The sequence below is a fragment of the Micromonospora deserti genome, assembly GCF_003236335.1.
In the GTDB taxonomy this organism is placed as follows: domain Bacteria; phylum Actinomycetota; class Actinomycetes; order Mycobacteriales; family Micromonosporaceae; genus Micromonospora; species Micromonospora deserti.
In genome coordinates, this window is sequence record NZ_POUB01000122.1 from 1 (window position 1) to 17,546 (window position 17,546).

The 17,546-nt window shown below is 75.7% G+C and carries 14 protein-coding genes and 1 pseudogene; 14 read left to right on the top strand and 1 reads right to left on the bottom strand.

What is annotated here, in order from left to right:
* From C1I99_RS34065 to C1I99_RS17895, 14 genes and pseudogenes are all read left to right on the top strand, one after another.
* Positions 1 to 238 (top strand): annotated as a pseudogene (locus C1I99_RS34065) (hypothetical protein); the annotation flags it as partial.
* Positions 235 to 1,440: a Pvc16 family protein gene (locus C1I99_RS17840; RefSeq protein WP_158554079.1), complete on the top strand. Its 1,206-nt coding sequence runs from the start codon at positions 235 to 237 to the stop codon at positions 1,438 to 1,440. The pseudogene C1I99_RS34065 and the gene C1I99_RS17840, both read left to right, overlap by 4 nt.
* The gene (locus C1I99_RS17845; protein ID WP_146603983.1) at positions 1,437 to 3,311 is read left to right on the top strand and encodes an ATP-binding protein; all 1,875 of its coding nucleotides are present in this window, start codon (positions 1,437 to 1,439) and stop codon (positions 3,309 to 3,311) included. The genes C1I99_RS17840 and C1I99_RS17845 overlap by 4 nt, the downstream gene beginning before the upstream one ends.
* Complete coding sequence (locus C1I99_RS32815) at positions 3,308 to 3,484, top strand: hypothetical protein (protein ID WP_155331506.1); 177 nt, start codon at positions 3,308 to 3,310, stop codon at positions 3,482 to 3,484. The genes C1I99_RS17845 and C1I99_RS32815 overlap by 4 nt, the downstream gene beginning before the upstream one ends.
* Entirely contained in the window at positions 3,478 to 4,098 is a 621-nt protein-coding gene (locus tag C1I99_RS17850) for a hypothetical protein (protein ID WP_146603984.1), read from the top strand. Before C1I99_RS32815 ends, C1I99_RS17850 begins: the two co-directional genes overlap by 7 nt.
* A complete protein-coding gene (locus tag C1I99_RS17855) occupies positions 4,095 to 4,358 on the top strand; it encodes a hypothetical protein (RefSeq protein WP_111135358.1) in 264 nt (87 codons plus the stop codon). The genes C1I99_RS17850 and C1I99_RS17855 overlap by 4 nt, the downstream gene beginning before the upstream one ends.
* Positions 4,351 to 5,445, top strand: coding sequence for a phage late control D family protein (locus C1I99_RS17860; RefSeq protein ID WP_111135359.1), 1,095 nt, complete (start codon positions 4,351 to 4,353; stop codon positions 5,443 to 5,445). Before C1I99_RS17855 ends, C1I99_RS17860 begins: the two co-directional genes overlap by 8 nt.
* The gene (locus tag C1I99_RS17865; RefSeq protein WP_111135360.1) at positions 5,442 to 5,924 is read left to right on the top strand and encodes a phage baseplate assembly protein V; all 483 of its coding nucleotides are present in this window, start codon (positions 5,442 to 5,444) and stop codon (positions 5,922 to 5,924) included. Before C1I99_RS17860 ends, C1I99_RS17865 begins: the two co-directional genes overlap by 4 nt.
* Before the next feature lies 1 nt (position 5,925).
* Positions 5,926 to 6,255: a hypothetical protein gene (locus tag C1I99_RS17870; RefSeq protein ID WP_111135361.1), complete on the top strand. Its 330-nt coding sequence runs from the start codon at positions 5,926 to 5,928 to the stop codon at positions 6,253 to 6,255.
* A complete protein-coding gene (locus C1I99_RS17875; protein ID WP_111135362.1) occupies positions 6,252 to 6,626 on the top strand; it encodes a hypothetical protein in 375 nt (124 codons plus the stop codon). The genes C1I99_RS17870 and C1I99_RS17875 overlap by 4 nt, the downstream gene beginning before the upstream one ends.
* The gene (locus C1I99_RS17880; protein WP_111135363.1) at positions 6,623 to 9,124 is read left to right on the top strand and encodes a baseplate J/gp47 family protein; all 2,502 of its coding nucleotides are present in this window, start codon (positions 6,623 to 6,625) and stop codon (positions 9,122 to 9,124) included. Before C1I99_RS17875 ends, C1I99_RS17880 begins: the two co-directional genes overlap by 4 nt.
* Positions 9,121 to 11,526 (top strand): baseplate J/gp47 family protein, encoded by a 2,406-nt coding sequence (locus tag C1I99_RS17885; protein ID WP_146603985.1) that lies wholly within the window; start codon positions 9,121 to 9,123, stop codon positions 11,524 to 11,526. The genes C1I99_RS17880 and C1I99_RS17885 overlap by 4 nt, the downstream gene beginning before the upstream one ends.
* Positions 11,523 to 13,586 (top strand): phage tail protein, encoded by a 2,064-nt coding sequence (locus C1I99_RS17890; RefSeq protein ID WP_111135365.1) that lies wholly within the window; start codon positions 11,523 to 11,525, stop codon positions 13,584 to 13,586. Before C1I99_RS17885 ends, C1I99_RS17890 begins: the two co-directional genes overlap by 4 nt.
* 1 nt (position 13,587) lies before the next feature.
* A complete protein-coding gene (locus C1I99_RS17895) occupies positions 13,588 to 16,146 on the top strand; it encodes a DUF6519 domain-containing protein (protein WP_111135366.1) in 2,559 nt (852 codons plus the stop codon).
* Positions 16,147 to 16,312: 166 nt separating this feature from the next.
* Here C1I99_RS17895 and C1I99_RS17900 read toward each other — a convergent pair.
* Positions 16,313 to 17,546: hypothetical protein (locus C1I99_RS17900; RefSeq protein ID WP_199562214.1), on the bottom strand; the 1,234-nt coding region annotated here is incomplete at its 5' end.

The following is a 17,546-nucleotide window of genomic DNA, read 5'->3' on the forward strand; positions in this document are numbered from 1 at the left end:
CACCGCCCCCACGCCGATCCCGGCGGCACCCAGGCCGGACACGCCGGCGTCGGACCCCGCGACGCCGCCGGTCGGCGCCCCGGCACCGCGCGAAACGGCGAAACCTGCCCCCGTGCCACCGGTACAGATCGGACGCATCGAGATCCAGGTCGCCCCGCCGCCCGCCGAGATCGACCCGTTCAGCGGCTGCCGCGCGCTCGAAGGGGGCGTCACCGCCCGGCGAGGGGGTGGCTGGTGAGCCTGTTCAGCCCAGGCCCGCCCGTGCTGGCCGGCGTGGACGAGGTGCTCCGTGTGCTGACAACCGAGGCACTGAAGGGACTGGCCACGCCGGTTGGGGTCAGCGTCGGGCCGCTCGACCGCCCCGTCGACGGACCCCGGCTCAACTGGTTCCTCTACCGGATCGAGCCGGCGCCCGCGTACGCCAACATGGAGTCGCCGCAGCACGGCTGGCGGACCCGGCGGGGCCGGCCGCCGCTCGCGCTCACGCTGCACTACCTGCTCACCGCCGACGCCGGTGAGCTGAGCGAGAGCGGCACCGAGGACGACGTGGTGCACGCCGCCCTCTCCGCGCTCATGTTGGCGCTGCACGAGAACGGAATCTTCGGCGCGGACACGCCGGTTGCGACTGGCCCCGACCGCGCCGTCACCGACGTCGCGGGCGCGCTGGAAGGCATGGCCGAACCCCTGCGGATCACCATCGAGCAGGTGCCGATGGAGACGATCACCGCGCTGTGGAACACCGGTTCGCACGCGCTGCGGCTGTCGATCGGCTACCAGGTCAGCCTGGTCACCGTGCCGGCGCAGACGGCGTACGCGCCGGGGCCGCCGGTGCGCGCCCGCCGGGTCGGCGTGGCGCCGTCGCCTGCGCCGGTCGTCGACGACGTCCGGCCGGCGGTGGCCTGGTTCGACCAGGCTCTCACCATACGGGCGCACGGCGTGACCGACCTGCGCCAGGTGACGTTGGGCCGGTTACCCGGCGATCCGGACGACCCCACCGACGGGCGTCCCGACCCGGCCACCACGCACAGCACCGGGCCGTGGCGGCTCACCGCCAGCCCGGCACCGGACGGCCTCACCGTGCACCTGCCCAACGGTGAACTCGTCCCTGGTACCCGGCCCCTCACGGTCACCAACCTCGCCGACGGGCTGGCGGCCGGCAGCGGGTACGCGAGGGTGAAGGTGGTGCCGGTCGTCGTGTCCGCCGCCGCGCCGCTGGCGTCCGGCGCTACGGCGACGCTGACGGTGCGGCACGTCACCGACGGCGGTCAGGCGTTCTTCGCCGGACGGGCGGTGCCGTACACGGCACTGTCGGCGACCTCGATCCAGGTCGTCGTGCCCGCCCTGCCGCCCGACTCGCTCGGCGCGACGGTCCCGGTGAGCCTGCGGTGCGGCACGGTCGCCGGGCCGGCGACGGAGCTGGCGGTGGCGGTGGCGCCGTGAGCATCGCGACGGTCGAGGCGCCCGCCCGGGGGACTCCCTCGGCGCTGACCGACCCGCGCCTGCTCGCCTGGCGGCACCTGTTCGTCTCCGGCGCCGCCGACGTGCTGCGCCGCTACCGCGAGGCGTGGGCCGACCCGACGCTGGACGACGCGACCCGCGCGGTCGCCGCCGTCGGTGTCGTCGACCCGCACCCCCGCATCGCGCTACTGCCGCTGCCGACCGAGGGCGAGTTCGCCGAGCTGGTCCGGGTCACCGGCATCGACGCCGCCGCCGAGGCGGTACTCGCGGTGGCCTGGTGGGCGGCGGTCGAGCCGCAGGTGGCGATCGTCTGCGGCTGCGTGCACGACGACGCCGGCCGCCGCTGGCCGAGCCTTGGCCTGCTCGCACACGTCCTCGCCGGTGTGGGCGTGTCCGTGCCGCTGACCGTGGGCGCCACCCACCCGCTGGTCCGCGGCGGGCTGCTGGACGTCGTGGTCGACCCCGACGCCCCGATCCGGCTGCCCACCACCACCGTCGCCGCGATCGCCGGCCAACGCCCCGCACCACCCGCCCGGGGCGGGGTCGCGCCGCGGGTCGCTGCCGCCGCAACGCGGATCGCCGCGCTGCTCGACGCGGGCGTCCCGGTGCTGGTCCGCTGCGAGGTGCCCGACGACCGTGCGCCGGTGCGCGACGCCGTGGCAGCGCAGCTCGGCATCGCACCGGCTCCCGGGGTACGGCCACCGGCGGTCGCCCGGCTGCTGCTGCGCCTCCGGCACGAGCTACCCGCGGTCCTCCTCGAGCCGGGCGAGGCGCCGCCGGACGGGACGGTTCTCGCGCTGGGCGGCGCGGACGAGCCGGGCCCGCCCGGGTGGCACCTCGTCGAGCTGGCCGCGCCGCCGCTGGCCGTAGCCGAACAGGTCTGGCGGCGCGCGCTGCGGCAGGCCGGCGTCGCCGTGAACCCGGACGAGCTGGCCGACCTGGTCGGACGGCTGCCGCTGGCCGAGCCGGCGATCGCCGCCGTGGTGGGGCGCGCCCGCGTGGCAGCGGCCGTGGACGGCCGGGCCGCGACGGCCCGGGACGTGAGCGCCGCGCTGCGGTCCCAGCCCCGCCACGACCCGGGTGGGCTCGCCCGCCGGCTGCCGCCGACGGCCACGCTCGACGACCTCGTCCTCCCCCCGGCGACCCTCGCCGCGGTGCGGGACGTGGTCGCGCACGCGCGCCACTCCCCCGCCGCGCACGACCGGCTGGGGCTGACCGGCCGGTTGGGCCGGGCCGTCATCGCGCTGTTCCACGGACCGTCCGGCACCGGCAAGACCGCCGCGGCCGAGGCGGTCGCCGCGGCGATCGACCGCGACCTGTGGATCGTCGATCTGGCCCGGGTGGTGACCAAGTGGCTGGGAGAGACCCAACGCAATCTCGACAGCGTCCTGCGAGACGCGGCGGCGGCCGGCGCGGTGCTGCTCTTCGACGAGGCGGACGGGCTGTTCGGCAAGCGAGGCGACGTCACCGACGCCCGGGACCGCTACGCCAACCTGGAGATCGACCACCTGTTGCAGCGCATCGAGGTGCACGCCGGCGTGGTCGTGCTGACCAGCAACCGCCCGTCCGCACTGGACGAGGCGTTCGCCCGTCGGATCCGGCTCGCCGTCCGGTTCGACCTGCCCGACCACGGCGAGCGGGAACGGATCTGGCGCCGCCACCTGCCCGACGTCGACACCGCGGCGGTCGCCCGCGAGGAGCTGTCCGGGGCCACCATCCGGGCCGCCGCGCTGGCCGCCACGGTCAGCGCCATCGCCGCGGGCACGGAGGTGCGAACCGAGCACCTGCACGCCGCCGTCCGCCGCGAGCTGGAGAAGAGCCGCCGTCCACCCACCGCCCGGAGGCCCCGGTGACCGACATCCACGTGAACGTCGACCAGCCGCCCGAACCGGGTCTGCTTCGCGCCGCCATCGAGGCCGCGTTGGCCGGCCGGGCCTGGCCGGACGGGCCGGAGGCGGCCGTCGCGCGAGCCGTCGCCGACCACGTCACGGGCACCGACCACGGACCGAGGAGCAGGTCATGTTGATGCGCGGGATGCTGCTGTCCTTCTCCGACCCGGTGGCGGGCATGGTGCCGAGTCTGGTGCCGTTCCAGTACAACCCGGCCGAGGTGACCCGGGTGCTGCGAGTGCAGTCCGGCACGTCCGGCGGGTCGGGGCTCCGGGTGGGCGGACCGCCGGTGGAGTCGTACACGTTGAAGATCGAGCTCGACGCGCTGGACGCGATCGACAAGCCGATCACCGGGTCGCTCGGCATCGGACCGCTGCTGGCGACCATCGAAGGGCTGCTCGAGCCGGGCGGCGGCGGGTTGGCCGCGCTGGTCGGGGCGATCACCGGCGCACTCGGCGGCGGTGGTGGCGCCGCGCCGGTGCCCGCGCCGTCGTTGCCGCTGGTGGTGCTCGCCTGGAGCCTGGAGCGGATCGTCCCGGTCCGGGTGGACAGCTGCACCATCCACGAGACCGGCTTCGACGCGATGTTGCAGCCCGTGCAGGCCACCGTGGACCTGTCGCTGACCGTGCTGCGCAGCCGGGACCTCAGCCCGGACCTGAAGCTGGCGAACGCGCTGGCGACGGCCTACCAGGCGGTACGCACCGCCAGTGCCACCGTCGGCATCGCTCAGGGCGTGGAGTTGATGCTGTGATCGGCCGGTACGCGGACCAGCCGCAGCTGGACGTGGCGCAGGACGACGGCACGACGCGGCCGATGTCGACGCCGCGGATCAGCGTCGCGCCGAGGACCGACGTGGTGTACCCCGTCCGCGCCGGCGACCGGCTCGATTTGCTCGCGGCGGCGGCGTTGAACGACAGCACCCGGTGGTGGGTGATCGCCGACGCCAACCCGGCCGCCGACGCGCTCACCCTGGAGGAGCCGGGGACGATGCTGGCGGTGCCCGATGCCTGAGACGCGCACTGTGATCACGGTCGACGGAACGCCGCTGACCGCGCACCAGCTGGAGCTGGTGCAGAGCGTCAGCGTCGAGGAGTCGCTCGGCAGCCCGGACAAGGCCAGCGTCACCGTCGCGATGGACACCGACAACAACAGCGCGTGGAACAGTTCGCTGGACGCGCTGGTCGCGCCGGCCACCCCGTTCGCCGTGCGGGTGAGCCGGGGCGGGGCCAGCTACGAGATCGACGCGCGCAGCGTGAGCGCGAACTGGAACTTCGCTCCCGGCGGTCTGTCCACGTTGACCGTGGAGGGGATGGACCGCAGCGTCGAGATGGACCGCCGCGACGTGCAGCGGCTGTGGCAGGACACCACCGACTCGACGATCGCGCAGACGCTGTTCACGCAGTACGGCCTGGCCGCGCAGGTCGAGTCCACCCCGGCCGGGATGGACTCGGCCACCTACTCGCCGCAGCAGAGCGCCACCGACTGGGCCTTCCTGCAGGGCCTGGCCGGGCGCAACGGGTTCGACCTGCACGTCGAGTCGATCGGCGGAGTGGTCACCGGGGTGTTCAAGCGGATCGACCCGACGGCGGCGGCGCAGACCACGATCCGGCTGGGCTACGGCGAGCTCGGCGGCCGGGCCACCGCGTCGGTGCAGCTGCTCGCCGGTCAGGAGGTGCACCTGACCCGGACCGTCCCGGGAACCACCGACACCGACGTGGCCAGCGACCCGGGCACTGGGCACGCGATGGGCCCGCGGTCGCTCGGCGGGGCCACCCTGATCCGTACCCACGCTGCGGCCGGCATCAGTGTGCTGGACGCCCAGACGACCGCCACGGCGATGGCCGAGCGCAGCGCGTTCGGCGCGTCGCTGTCCACCACGCTGACCGCCCCCGACATGCCGCTGGTCCGCGCCCGCCGCACCATCACCGTCGCCGGGCTCGGCCCGACGCTGGATGGGCTGTGGCTGGTGAAGTCGGCGCGGCACACGATCACCGCCGGCGGGCACAGCCAGGCGCTGGGCCTGATCCGCAACGCCCTGGGCAGCGGCTCGGCAGGTGCCGGCGGGCTGGCCGCCCTCGCCGCGGGGGTGGCGCTGTGAACGCCGGCCACGTCGGGCTTTTCCCCGGCACGGTGCACGACAACGATGACCCGGAGAAGAAGTGCCGGATCAAGGTGGACGTCCCGGAGCTGCTGGACGGCCCGACCGGCTGGTGCCTGCCCGCGCTGCCGTACGCGGGGGACGGGTGCGGCTTCGCGTTGGTCCCCCCGGTCGGCACGGCCGTGCTGGTGCAGTGGCCGCGCGGCGACCTGTCCGCGCAGCCAGTCTGGTCGGGTGCGAACTGGAGCGCCGGCAAGGCGGTGGAGGGTGCCGGGCCGAACACGGTCGTTCTGCTCACCCCGGGCGGGCACCGGCTCGAACTGTCCGACGAGGAGGGCGCGCTGACCGTCACCTGCTCGGCGGGCCCGGTCATCACGCTCGATGACGACGGCGTGCGGATCGACAACGGATCGGGCGCGACCATAGTCATGCAGAACGGGCAGGTCGACATCAACGACGGCGCCCTGGTGGTGAGGTGACGTGCCCGGCTACCTGCTCACCACCGCCACCGTGGCGACCTGCCCGCACGGCGGGTCGGCGAGCTTCACCGCGAGCCAGGACCGGGTGCTGGCCGACGGCGCCCCGGTGCTCGTGGTCTCCGACAGCACGACGATCGCCGGCTGCCCGTTCATGGTCGGCAACGTCGCCAGCCCGTGCACGACCGTGCGGTGGCAGGCCCCGGCGGTCCGGGTCACGGCCGGCGACCCGGTGCTGCTCGACACCAGCGTGGGGCTGTGCCTGAGCGCGGCGTCGGCGCCGCAGGGCACGCTCCAGATCAGCACGAACCAGTCGAAGGTGGAGGGCACATGAAGCGGTTCGCCGCCCAACCCTGGGCCGTCGGCGCCGGACGCCGGTTGGCCACCCGGTCCGCGCTGGAGCACCTGGACGACCTCGTCCGCCTGGTCCTGCTCACCGGGCCGAACGACCGGCTGCACCGGCCGGGTTTCGGCGCCGGGCTGGGCCCGTCGACGCTGTTCCAGCCGCTCTCCCCGGACCTGGCCGGCACCGTGCGGGCCCGGGCCCGGGGCAGCCTCACCGACGCGCTCGGCGACCGCCTCGACGTCGTGGACGTGACCGTGACCGTCGCCGACACGACGGTGTCCGCGCAGGTGGTCTACCGCCCCCGGCCGGCGGGCGAGACCCGGACGGTCACCCTCACCCTGCCGGCGGCGGCGCTATGACCACGCTCGATGCTTACACCGAGCCGGTGCAGCCGCACGCCAGTCCGCTGCGCCGGCCGGAGGCGCTGTTAGCCGGGGGCAGCGTCATCGGGCTGCGCGCGGCCAGCGCGACCGGCTCGGGGAACACCCGCACCGTCTCGGTCTGGCTCTACGACGATCCGCCGGCCGGGCTGACCGCCGCCGGGCTGTGGACGTTCCAGGGCCGCCCGGCGGTCACCGTCACCGGCCCGGGGACGGTCGTCGCGGCGACCACCGACCCGGACGGAAACCCGGTCCCCGCGCACCTCGACCTGCCCGTGCAGGCGGTGGGCGCGGCGCTGCCCGGACGCGCGCCGTACCGGCTGGGCGTCGACCCGGCGGGCCTGGCCGGGCTCGGGCTCCAGGTCGACCCGCTGCGCCGGCACCTGCCGGTACGGCTCCGCCCGGAGTGCGGCGACGTGCCGGACTGCGTGCGGATCCCGGAGCAGCCCGCCCCGCTCACCCCGCCCGACTACGACACCCTGGCCCGCGACTACGCCGGGCTGCGGGCGATGCTCCTGGAACGGCTGGACGTGCTCGCGCCGAACTCCGACCACTCCCCCGCCGACGTCACGGTCACCCTGCTCGAACTCATGGCGCACCTCGGTGACCTGCTGCACTACCGCCTGGACCGGATTGCCACCGAGACCTGGCTCGGCACCGCCCGCCGCCGCGCCAGCGTCACCCGGCACGCCCGCCTGGTCGACCACCCGGTGCCCCCCGCGATCAGCGCCGCCACGTTCGTGCAGGTGCGGCGGGCCCACGCGAACGCCGGACCGACCGACAGCAGCTTCGTCGTCCAGCCGGGAGACACCGCGACCGACGCCGTCGGGGACCTGGACCGGTCGGCCGACGCCGCGTACTTCACGCTGGAGACCGACGCGCCGGTCACCGTCTTCGCCTCGCACTCCGAGGTGCCGCTCTACGACTGGACCGAGGCGGACGCGGTGCTGACCGCCGGCGCGACCAGCGCGGTGCTGGTCCGCCCCCGCCCAGCCGACGGCGCACCGCTGGCGACCTGGCTACCGGTGGGCTCGCTGCTCGCCTTCGAGGTGGTCGCCCCCGGGCCGGCCGGCGCGCAGCAGGACTGGGCGCGGCGGGTCACCAACTGGCCGCCGGACGACGGCGGCGGCGAGCAGATCCGCCTCCCCCTCGCCTCGTACCCGGCGCAGGTGGTCCGGGTGACCCACGTGGTCGAGATGACTGACCCGCTCTCCCCCGGCCTGCCGCTGGTGCGGGTGTTCTGGGACGCCGCCGACGCGCTGACCCGGCCGGTGCCGGTCAGCGTGGACCACTCCGGCGGCACCCCCCGCGTGGGCGTGGCCCGGCTCGGCGTCCTGCCCGCCCACCACGGTCTGCTGGTCGACGGTCCGGCGGCGATCGCGCCGCTCGACCCGCTCACCGGTGGCCGGCCCGACCCGGCCCGGGAACGGGTCGCCGACTACCTGCTCGTCCGCGCCGCCACGGCGGGACTGTCCTGCGCGCCCGGCGGCCGGCCGTGGCGGCTGGACACCCGGGTCGCGCTGCCCAGCGGAGTCACCGTCGGGGCGACCCGGGTGACCAGCCTGCTGCGAGCGACGGCGGAGGGGTTCAGTGTGGTGGTCGACCACGACGACGACCACCCGCCCCGGTTGCGGTTCCGCACCGGCGTGCTGGGCGTGGTGCCGCCGGCCCAGTCGACGGTGACCGTGCGCTACGAGGTCGGCGCCGGCCCGGACGGGCTGATCGCGGCGAACACGTTGACGCGGCTGGTGCGGACCACCTCCCCGGCCGGGCAGCCGTGCGTCTGGGCGGAGGCCGACGCGAGGGTCACCGCGCGCAACCTCACGCCCGGGGTGGGTGGCGCCGCCGCCGTGCCACTCGACGACGTACGCCGGGACGCTCCGCAGGCGTACGCGGCGGTGCCCCGGCGGGCGGTGCTGGTGAGCGACCTGCCGCCGTTCGCGACGCAGGTCCCCGGAGTGGCCCGGGCCGCAGCGCGCCGGTCGTGGTCCGGATCCTGGCCGGTCGGCCTCGTGGCCGTGGAGACGGGGACCGACCTGGACGACCCGTCGGTTCACGCGGCGGTGGCCGAGGTGATGGACGCGGTGCGGATGATCGGCTCCGAGGTGGTCACCCTGCCGGCGACCCCGGTGGGCCTGCTCGTCGCGGTGACGGTGTGCCTGACCCCGGGGACCGATCCCGCGCTGGCCCGGCTACGGATCCTGGCGGCGCTGCGGCCGGGCCGGCCGGGGGCGGTCTTCTCGGCCGCAGCGCACCCGCTCGGCACCTCGGTGTACGTGTCGACGGTCGTCGCGGCCGTCGCCGGGGTGCCCGGGGTGGACGCGGTGCGGGTGACGGAGGCGCGCCGGCTATCCGAGCCGGCCGGGACGTACCACGAGGTGCTGGTGGTCGGGCCGGACGAGATCGCGGTCTGCGACGACGACGCCGCCGCGCCGGACCGGGGCCGGATCGAGCTGACCGTGGAGGGTGGCCGATGAGCGACCCGGAGCCTCGTGGGTTGACGCCCCGGCCCAACCCGCCGCCGGGGCTGCCCCGGCTGCGCCGCCGGCTCGCCGACCGGTACGAATTCCGCGACGGGCTGCTCGCCGGGATCGCCGGGGTGACCGGGCCGGGCGGGGCCGGCCCGCTGGGCGCGCGGCTGGACGTGGCGGGCGACCCGTCCGTCGTCACCGCCGCCGAGCTCTGGTCGCGGGTGGCCGACTCGGTCGCCGCGTACACCGAACTCACCGCCGGCGAGCGGTACCTGGGCACCGCGCAGGACTGGACGGACCTGCGCCGGACCGTCGATCTGCTCGGCCACCGGCCGACGCAGCGGGCCGCGGCGCGCGGCTGGATCCGCTGCACGACGGACTCCGGGGCCAGTCCGCTCGTCCCGGCCGGCACCCGGGTGCAGGCGCCGGGCACGCCCACCCGGGCTGCGCAGACCTTCGAGGTGGTCACCGACACGCAGCTCCGCGCCGGCTGGGCCGACCTCACCGTCACCGCCGTGCCGGCCCCGCAGCCGCCGCCGGGCCGCGCGCTGCGGCTGCTCACCGATCCCGGCTTCGGCGCCGGGGACCGGGTGGCGCTGGTCGCCGAGAAGCCCTCGGGGTACCTGCCGATGCCGTCGACCTGGTGGGGCTGGCTCGGCTGGATGTCGATCATCTACACCCTGTTCGCCAGCAACCTGTCGCTGCGCGCCGTGGTGACGGTGACGAAGAAGTCCGACGACCTGGGCGCCTTCCTGGTCACCACCGACCGGGAGCTCGCCGGGCTGCTGGCACCGGCCAGCGGCACCACCTACGCCGCCTACCGGGTACGCGCGACACTGTCGCTGGCGCACCGGCTCAGCAAACTGTCCTACGTGAACTCCTCCGGCGCCGCCGCCACGGCCGCCGTCAGCTACCCGGGCGAGGCCGCGGCGGTCGGCGCCGGCCACCTGCTGGTGACCGACGCGAGCGCGGCGAGCCCGGGTATAAACATCCTCGTCTCGAACGCGTACGGCGCGTTCGTCACGACGGTCAAGTCGGTCAGCGGCGTGGACTGGTCGGTCGCCCCGGGGACGAAGCACCACGTCGGCCGGATCGAGCTGACCGACCCGCTGCCGCCGGGCCAGCTGGACGACGACATCGAGATCCTGCTCGTCGACCACCGGGTCGTCGCGCAGCACCACGAGCTGCCGCCGCTGGCCCCCGGCGGGACCCGGCTGCGGGTGCACCCCCGCCCCGCCGAGGTGCCCACCCGGATCGCCGTGCAGACCAGCGCCGGCTGGGAGCTGGCGGACTGCTCGCGGGACGCCGGCGACACCACCGACGACGTGGGGGGCATGCTGCTCGTCCTCGGCTCCGGGCTCACCGGGACGGCCGCGAAGGCCCCAGCGACCGCCAACCTCGTCCCCGTCCGGCACGGCGAGACGCGCCGCGGACCGCTGACGGTGGCCGACGGCGGCACCGTCGTCCCCGGCCCGGTCACCGCCGACGTCGACCAGTCGGGCCGGGTCACCGACAGTCTCACCGTCCGGGTCGGCGGGGTGGCCTTCGACGAGGTCGACAGCCTGTACGGGCGGGACCCGACCGCACCGGTGTTCACCACCCGGCTCGCCGCGGACGGCCGCCTCGTGGTCCGCTTCGGCGCCGAGGCGGTACGCGGCGAGGTGACGGCGACCTGGCGGGTCGGCGGCGGCCTGGTCGGTGAGCTGGACGCGACGCAGATCGACACGTTGCTCGGCAGCGTGCGGGGCGTCCGCAAGATCGCCGGGGTGGGACATACCACTGGCGCCGCCGACCAGGAGGACTCGCTGCAGATGCGGCGGGCCGCCGCGGCACGGGTCCGCGCGCTGGACCGCGCGGTGTCGCTGGACGATGTGGCCGACCTGGCGCTCGGCGTGCCGGGGACGAGCCACAGCGTGGCGTGGCGGGGCGCGGGCCCGGTGGGCTGCCCCTGCGGCGGGAGCGGCCTGCATGTGGCGTCGCTGCGGTTCGGCGACACGGGGGTGCGCGCACCGCTCCCCGCCGAGCTGACCTCGCTCGCCGGCTACCTGGACGCCCGGCGGGACACCTCGGTGGGACTGTGCGTGTGCGCGGGCGTGCCGAGCGCGCTGACCGCCACGCTGACGGTGACCGCCGACCCGCGCCGGGACGCGGTGACGGTACGGGAGGCGGTCGGCGCGGCGCTGCTCGACCCGGCCGGCCCACTCGCGCCCCGACCGCGAGACCTCGGCGTGCCGGTCGACGCGAGCGACGTGCTGGCCGTGGCGCAGGCGGTCACCGGGGTCGTCGGCGTGGTGGCGCTGTCGGTCACCTCGGGCGTCCGCGCGCCGTCCGCCGCCGAAACCGCGATCGGCCGGACGCCAGCCGAACGGTACGAACTGCTGAGCGTGACGGCGGTGAATGTCCAATGAGCGAACGCTTCCTGCGTATGGTGCCGCCGGCCCTGCTGCACGCCGGACCGGCCGGTACCGACCCGCCGCCGCTGCTCGCGCTGTTGGCGGCGCTGGAGGAGCAGTGGCTGCTGCTCGCGGCGGACGTCGACCGGGTGCTCGACGACGCCTTCCCGGACAGCGCCGCGGACTGGGCGTTGCCGTACCTGGGCGCGCTGCTCGGGCTGCCGCCCGACGCCGACCGGCGCGAGATCGCGTACGCGACCGCGCTGCGCCGGCGCAAGGGGACCCCGGCCGCTCTGGAGGACTTCGCCGAGGTCGTCACGGGCTGGTCGGCACGGGTGCGCGAGGGCTGGACGGCGACGGTGTGGTGCCAGCAGCTGCGCCACCCGGTCCGGCGTACCGCCTCGCTGGACCTGCGCAACGGCGAGCACCTGCTTGCGGGCACCGGGCTCGACCCGGCGCGGCGGTCGGTCACCCCGGGCGGGTCGTGCCACCCGGCGGCGGCGACCGTGCAGGTGTTCCCGTGGCAGGTGCTCGGCTACGAAGAGGTCCAGGTGGCGCCACTGGGGGGCGGCCGGTTCGCGCTACACCCGCTCGGCGGGAGCGCGCCGCTGTACCTGCGGCCACGGCCGCTGGAGATCGCCAGCGACGCCGAGGACGAGCGACCACCCGGCGAGGCGCCCGTCCCGCGCCGTCCGTGCGCGCCGGGCGAGCTTCCGGTACGCGCCACGTGGCGACTGATCGACGCGCTCGGCGACGTGAGCTACGGGCCGGTGTGGACGCTCGCGGCCGACCATCCCCTCACCGGCGACGGGCCGGCGCTGCTGGAGCTGACCGTAGACGGCGTGCCGCTGCCCTGGGCGAAGATCGGGCTCACCGCCCTGCCGCCGGCCGGGTCGCCCGCAGCCCCGGCGGGGACGGTGCTGGTCGACCCGTATCGGGGGGTGGTGAAGCCGGCCGGGGACGTGTCGGGCACCCTCCGCGCCACGTTCTACCGGGCCGTCCCGGGCCGGCTGGGCGCGGTGGCGAGCACCGCCGAGACCCGCGACGACGCGGGCGTGGTGATCGTCGTCGACCCGGCGTCGGGCCCGCACCCGGCCGGGCAGATCGTGGTGCCCACCCTGAGCGCGGCGTTCACCGCCGCCGCCGCGGCGACCAGCAGTCCCAGCGAGCCGGACGCCCCGCAGGTGGAGATCCGCCTGCTCACCAGCGACCGGCTCGCCGCGCCGGCCGCGCCGGTGGCCGGCACCCCGGCACTGACCCGATGGCGGGTCGTCGCCCCGACCGGCTGCACCCCGGTGGTCACCGGGGACCTGTCCCTGCAGCTGACCGACGTGCAGATCGAGCTCTCCGGGTTTCTCCTCGCGGGCGCGCTGCGGATCGGCGCGCAGCTCGCCGGCGTCGACCTGATCGGGATGACCTGCGACCCGACGTCCGGGCACGGGATCGACGTGGACCCGACCGCGTGGACAGTCCGGCTGACCGCGACGCGCTGCCTGCTCGGCCCGATCCGCGCCGACCTGTCCGCGTACCCGATCCAACTGACCGACTGCGTCGTCGACGGGCGGGGCGCGGCATCGATGCCGTGCGGTGGGGACCCGGGCGGCGACCCGACCCGCGCCGCGGTCGCCGCCGCCGACCGGTTCCCGCCCGACCTCGCCGCCACCGGGGTCACCTTCGTCGGTCCGGTCGGGGCCGACGAGGTGTGGGTGACCGACTGCCTGTTCACCGGCGGGCTGCGCACCACCGTCACGTCCACCGGCTGCGTGCGCTACTGCCACCTCGGCGAGCACGACTCGCCGCAGGCTCACCCGCCCGCGTACCACTGCCTGACCGGGCCGTTGCCGCGCTTCGGCGGGATCGGCTTCGACTCGGCCGGCTACTACGCGCCGGTGGTCGACGCGCCGTCGGCACGCCCGTCGCCGGCACTGCTCACCGGCGCGAGCGACGGCGGCGAGATCGGCGCCTACCACCACGCCCGCCGCGGCCCGCTGGCCGTCCGGCTGGCGCAACGCCTGCCCGAGATGACCCCGTTGACCGTGCATCCGCACCTGAGCGTCGCGCACCCGGAGGAATAACATGACCGGAGACGTCACCAGCGTCCCGTTGCGCGCCACCGACCGGTGGACCGCGGCACTCATGCAGCAGGGCCGGGTGCTGCTCGACACCGACTGGAACCTGGTGGTCGGCGGCCCCGCCCGGGACGCCCGGCAGCTCGCCCGCGACGCGATCGGCCCGGCCGGCGTGCCGGTCGGCAGCACCGCCTTCAAGGTGGACTTCGTCGGCGGGGCGTTGACGGTCCGCGCCGGGACGATGTGGATCGGCGGGCTGCTCGCCCGCAACCCCACCGACCTGGCGTACGCGGCACAGCCGGAGATCGACGCGCTGCCCGCGTCCGGCCTGGTCACCGTCTACCTCGACGCCTTCGTGGAGGAGGTGCAGGCGGCGGAGGACCCGAGCCTGCTCGACCCGGCCCTCGCCGGGGTCGACACCACCACCCGCACACGGGTGGGCTGGCGGGTACGGGCCGCCGCCACAACGTCCGCCACGTGTTCGGTCGCCAGCCTGCCCGCACCCGTGTCGACGGGCCGGCTGGACGTGTCGCGGACCGCGGCGCCGGTCTCGGCGGACCCGTGCGCGCCCCCGGACGACCCGCGCAGCAAGCTGCCCGACGGGCTGCTGCGCATCGAGGTGCTCGACGCGGGCACGGAGAAGACGGCCCGGTTCGTCTGGTCGTACGCGAACGGCAGCGACGCGGTCGCGGCGACCGTGGCCGGCACGGCGGTGACCCTCGCCCCGTCGCCCGCGGTGACGTTCGCCCCCGGCGACGTGGTCGAGGTGTCGACCCTGTCGCGGCGGGCCGACCGGCGCAACCACGGCGCACTGTTCACCGTGGCGGCGGTGGCGCCGTCGGCCGGCGGCGACACCGTCACCCTCGGCACCGCCAGCCCGCTGGCAGGCAACCCGCCGGGCACCTGCCTGCGGCGCTGGGACGGGCAGGTCGTCGGCGCGGCCACCGCGGTCCCGCTGACCCTCGGTGGCGCCGACGTCGGCATCGCGTTCACCGCCCGCCCCGGCGCCTACCAGGTCGGCGACTGGTGGGGGGTGCGGGTACGCGGCAGCGCCGCGGACGCGGTGGAGACGTTGACCGACGCTCCGCCCGACGGCGTCGTGCACACCGCCGCGCCGCTGGCCGTGATGGACCTGACGAACAAGACCGTGCTCACCGACTGCCGGCCGACGTTCCCGCCGCTGACCGACCTGCGCGGCGGCACGTGCACGGTGACCGCGTTCCCGGGCGACGACCTGCAGGCCGCCCTGGACGCGTTGCCCGCCACCGGCGGCGAGCTGTGCCTGGCCGCCGGCACGTTCCGGGTCGGCGCCCCGCTGACCGTCAAGGGCAAGCAGCGGGTGGTGATCACCGGGGTCGGACCGGCAACCGTGCTGGTCGGCGAGAAGCACGAGGCGGTGCTGATCGCCACCCGTTGCCCGGACATCGAGGTCACCCGCCTGCGCGTGGAGTCCGGCCTGGCCCCCGGCACCCCGCCCGGCGACGAACACCTGCTGGGCGCGCTGACGTTCCTGGGCTGCGACGGGGTGCGGGTGCGCGACTGCGAGGTGTGGTGCCCGGACTCGCCCGGGAGGGCGCAGTCGGGCATCTACGCGGCGCCCGACCCGGAGGGCATGCGTCCCGGCGTGGTGGAGGTGCGCGGCAACCGGTTGGAGATCGGCGACCAACAGGCGGGCATCATCGTCGCGTCGGCGACCGAGAGCACGGTCGTGGACAACACCGTCGTGCTGTCGGCCGGTAAGGCGACGGTGGCGATGACCCGCCTGGTGGCCCGCGAGCTGGGCCGGTTCGTCGCTGGCCACCTGGCCGTCGACCCGGCGGCCGCCGGCGGCGCGGCGGTCCGGCTGGCCGACGAGCGCACGGTACGGATGGCCGGCCCAGCCCCGATGCGCCGGCTGGCCGCCGACTGGGCGAAGGCCACATCGGCGCGGCGCCTGACGTCCGGCGCGTCGCTGCACCAGAGCCTGGCCCGGTTCGTCGCGGCTAGCGCCACCGAACCGCACCAGGCGGCGGTCGGCTCGGTCAGCGCCCGGTTCCTCGCAGCGGCGCTGAAGGACGCCCGGGCCGTCGGGCAAGGCATCGTGGTGGCCGGCGACCGGGCGAACCTGGTCCGGGTCGAGGGCAACGAGGTGACCGGAGCGCTGCAGGGCGTCCATGTGGCGCTGCGGGCGGCCGGCGGGGGCCGGCGGGTGCTCGGCCAGGTGGTGATCGGCAACAACACGGTGTCCTGCGCGGTCCCGTTCTTCTGGGGCCGCCAGCGGCACGCCTTCTACGTGGGCAGCTTCACCAGCCTGACCATGGTGGACAACCACGCCCGGTTGCAGCGTACGGGCGAGCAGGCCGACGGCACGCCGGTCGACGCAGTGCGGGTGACCGGCCAGCTCGGCGCGTTCCTGCAACTGCGCGGCCTCGACGCGTCCGGCCCGTTCCGGGCCGGCGTGGTGCTGCACGACGAGGGGGCCGCCCAACGGGTGTCGCTGCGCTACCTCAGTGACGTGCTCAACCCGCTGGGCGTCGGGGTGCACGTCGAGTCGGGCTCGTTCCTGCTGGACCGTTGCGTCCCATGACAGCGGCGAATACGCTCGTAGTCCTGGGCATACGACAACCCGCGGTAGGGACAGCCGAGACCTTGTGTAGCGGATGAGGGGTTCGACACCCCGTATGGCTGGACAGCACGGATGAGAAGGCGCCGACTCGGTCGGCGCCTTCTCATGTGTCCGGGGTCGATTCGGCTCACCAGCCGTTGGCGGGGGTGATCGTGCCCCCGCCGGTGGGTGAGTAGTCGGCGTTGAGCTGGCGGATCCGGATCCGGCCGGCGGCGAACGCGGCCCGGATCGCGTTTTCCAGCGCGGGGTCGCCGAGGTTCAGCCGGCCCGGTGCGATGGCGGCCTGCAACTCGGCCCTCCAGGTGGGCTTGACGGTGGTGGCCGGCGTTGGGAACCTGCCCACGGTGGACAACTTCACGTCGCTCGCGATGAGAGTCACCTGACCGTTGGCGTCGATCTGGGCGGTGTAGAAGTCGCCGCCGGGCACGTTCGAGCCGGTCGGTCCCTGCAACCCGATCTCGCCGCGGGCCAGCGCTGCCCGCCAGGCCGCCGCCTCGCCCTCGTCGGCCCGGATGCCGGTGATCAGCGACCGGGCCGTCTGCGCCGACGCGGACCGCTGCCCAAGCACCTCGCCGGAGAACGGGTCGACGACCTGGCGGGCCGGGTTGGGGACGAACGCGCCGGTGGAGACCCGGATGGTTAGCGCCTGCTGCTGTTGCTGCGCAGGCGCCTGCTGCTGGACCGGCGCGGGCGCCTGCTGCTGCACCGGTGCCGGCGTCTGCTGCTGGACGGGGGTCTGCTGCTGGACCGGGGCCTGGCCCTGCTGGACGACCCCGCCCTCGATGTCCCGCACAGTAATCGTGGTCGGGGCGGAGGACTCCCCCAGCCGCAGCGACGGCCCGACGTTGCCCAGGCCGATCAACGCCGCGCCCGCGTACGTCCGCACGCCGCCCATGAACTGCCGGCCGAGCTGGAACGCGCGCTGCTGGGTCGGGGTGACCGCGGTCGACTGGCGGCTGGCCAGCCCGCCGACGGTGAGCCCCAACGCGCCGGCCTGCAACGTCTGGCTCCAGTCGCCCCCCGACTGCAGGTACGTTCCGCCGGCGCCGGCCAGGCTGGGCAGCCCCACGCCAACCCCGAACCGGGCTCCCGGCGAGCTGAGCCACCGGGAGCCGGTGCCGGCCGCGCCGCCGAACATGCCGAGCCCGGCGCCCCACGCCCCGGAGCGCAGCACGAAGCTCGCCCGGCTCTCGCCCTCCGGGACGTCGCTGAGCGCGGCGCCGGTCATCGACCCGATCGCGTTGCCGCCGCCACCGGCGAGCGCACCGCGCCACAACTGCCCACCGCGACTCAGCCCGGTCGCGCCCATGCCGAGGTTGCCGGCCACGGTGGAGAGGCGGCGCTGCGGACCGGCCTGAGCG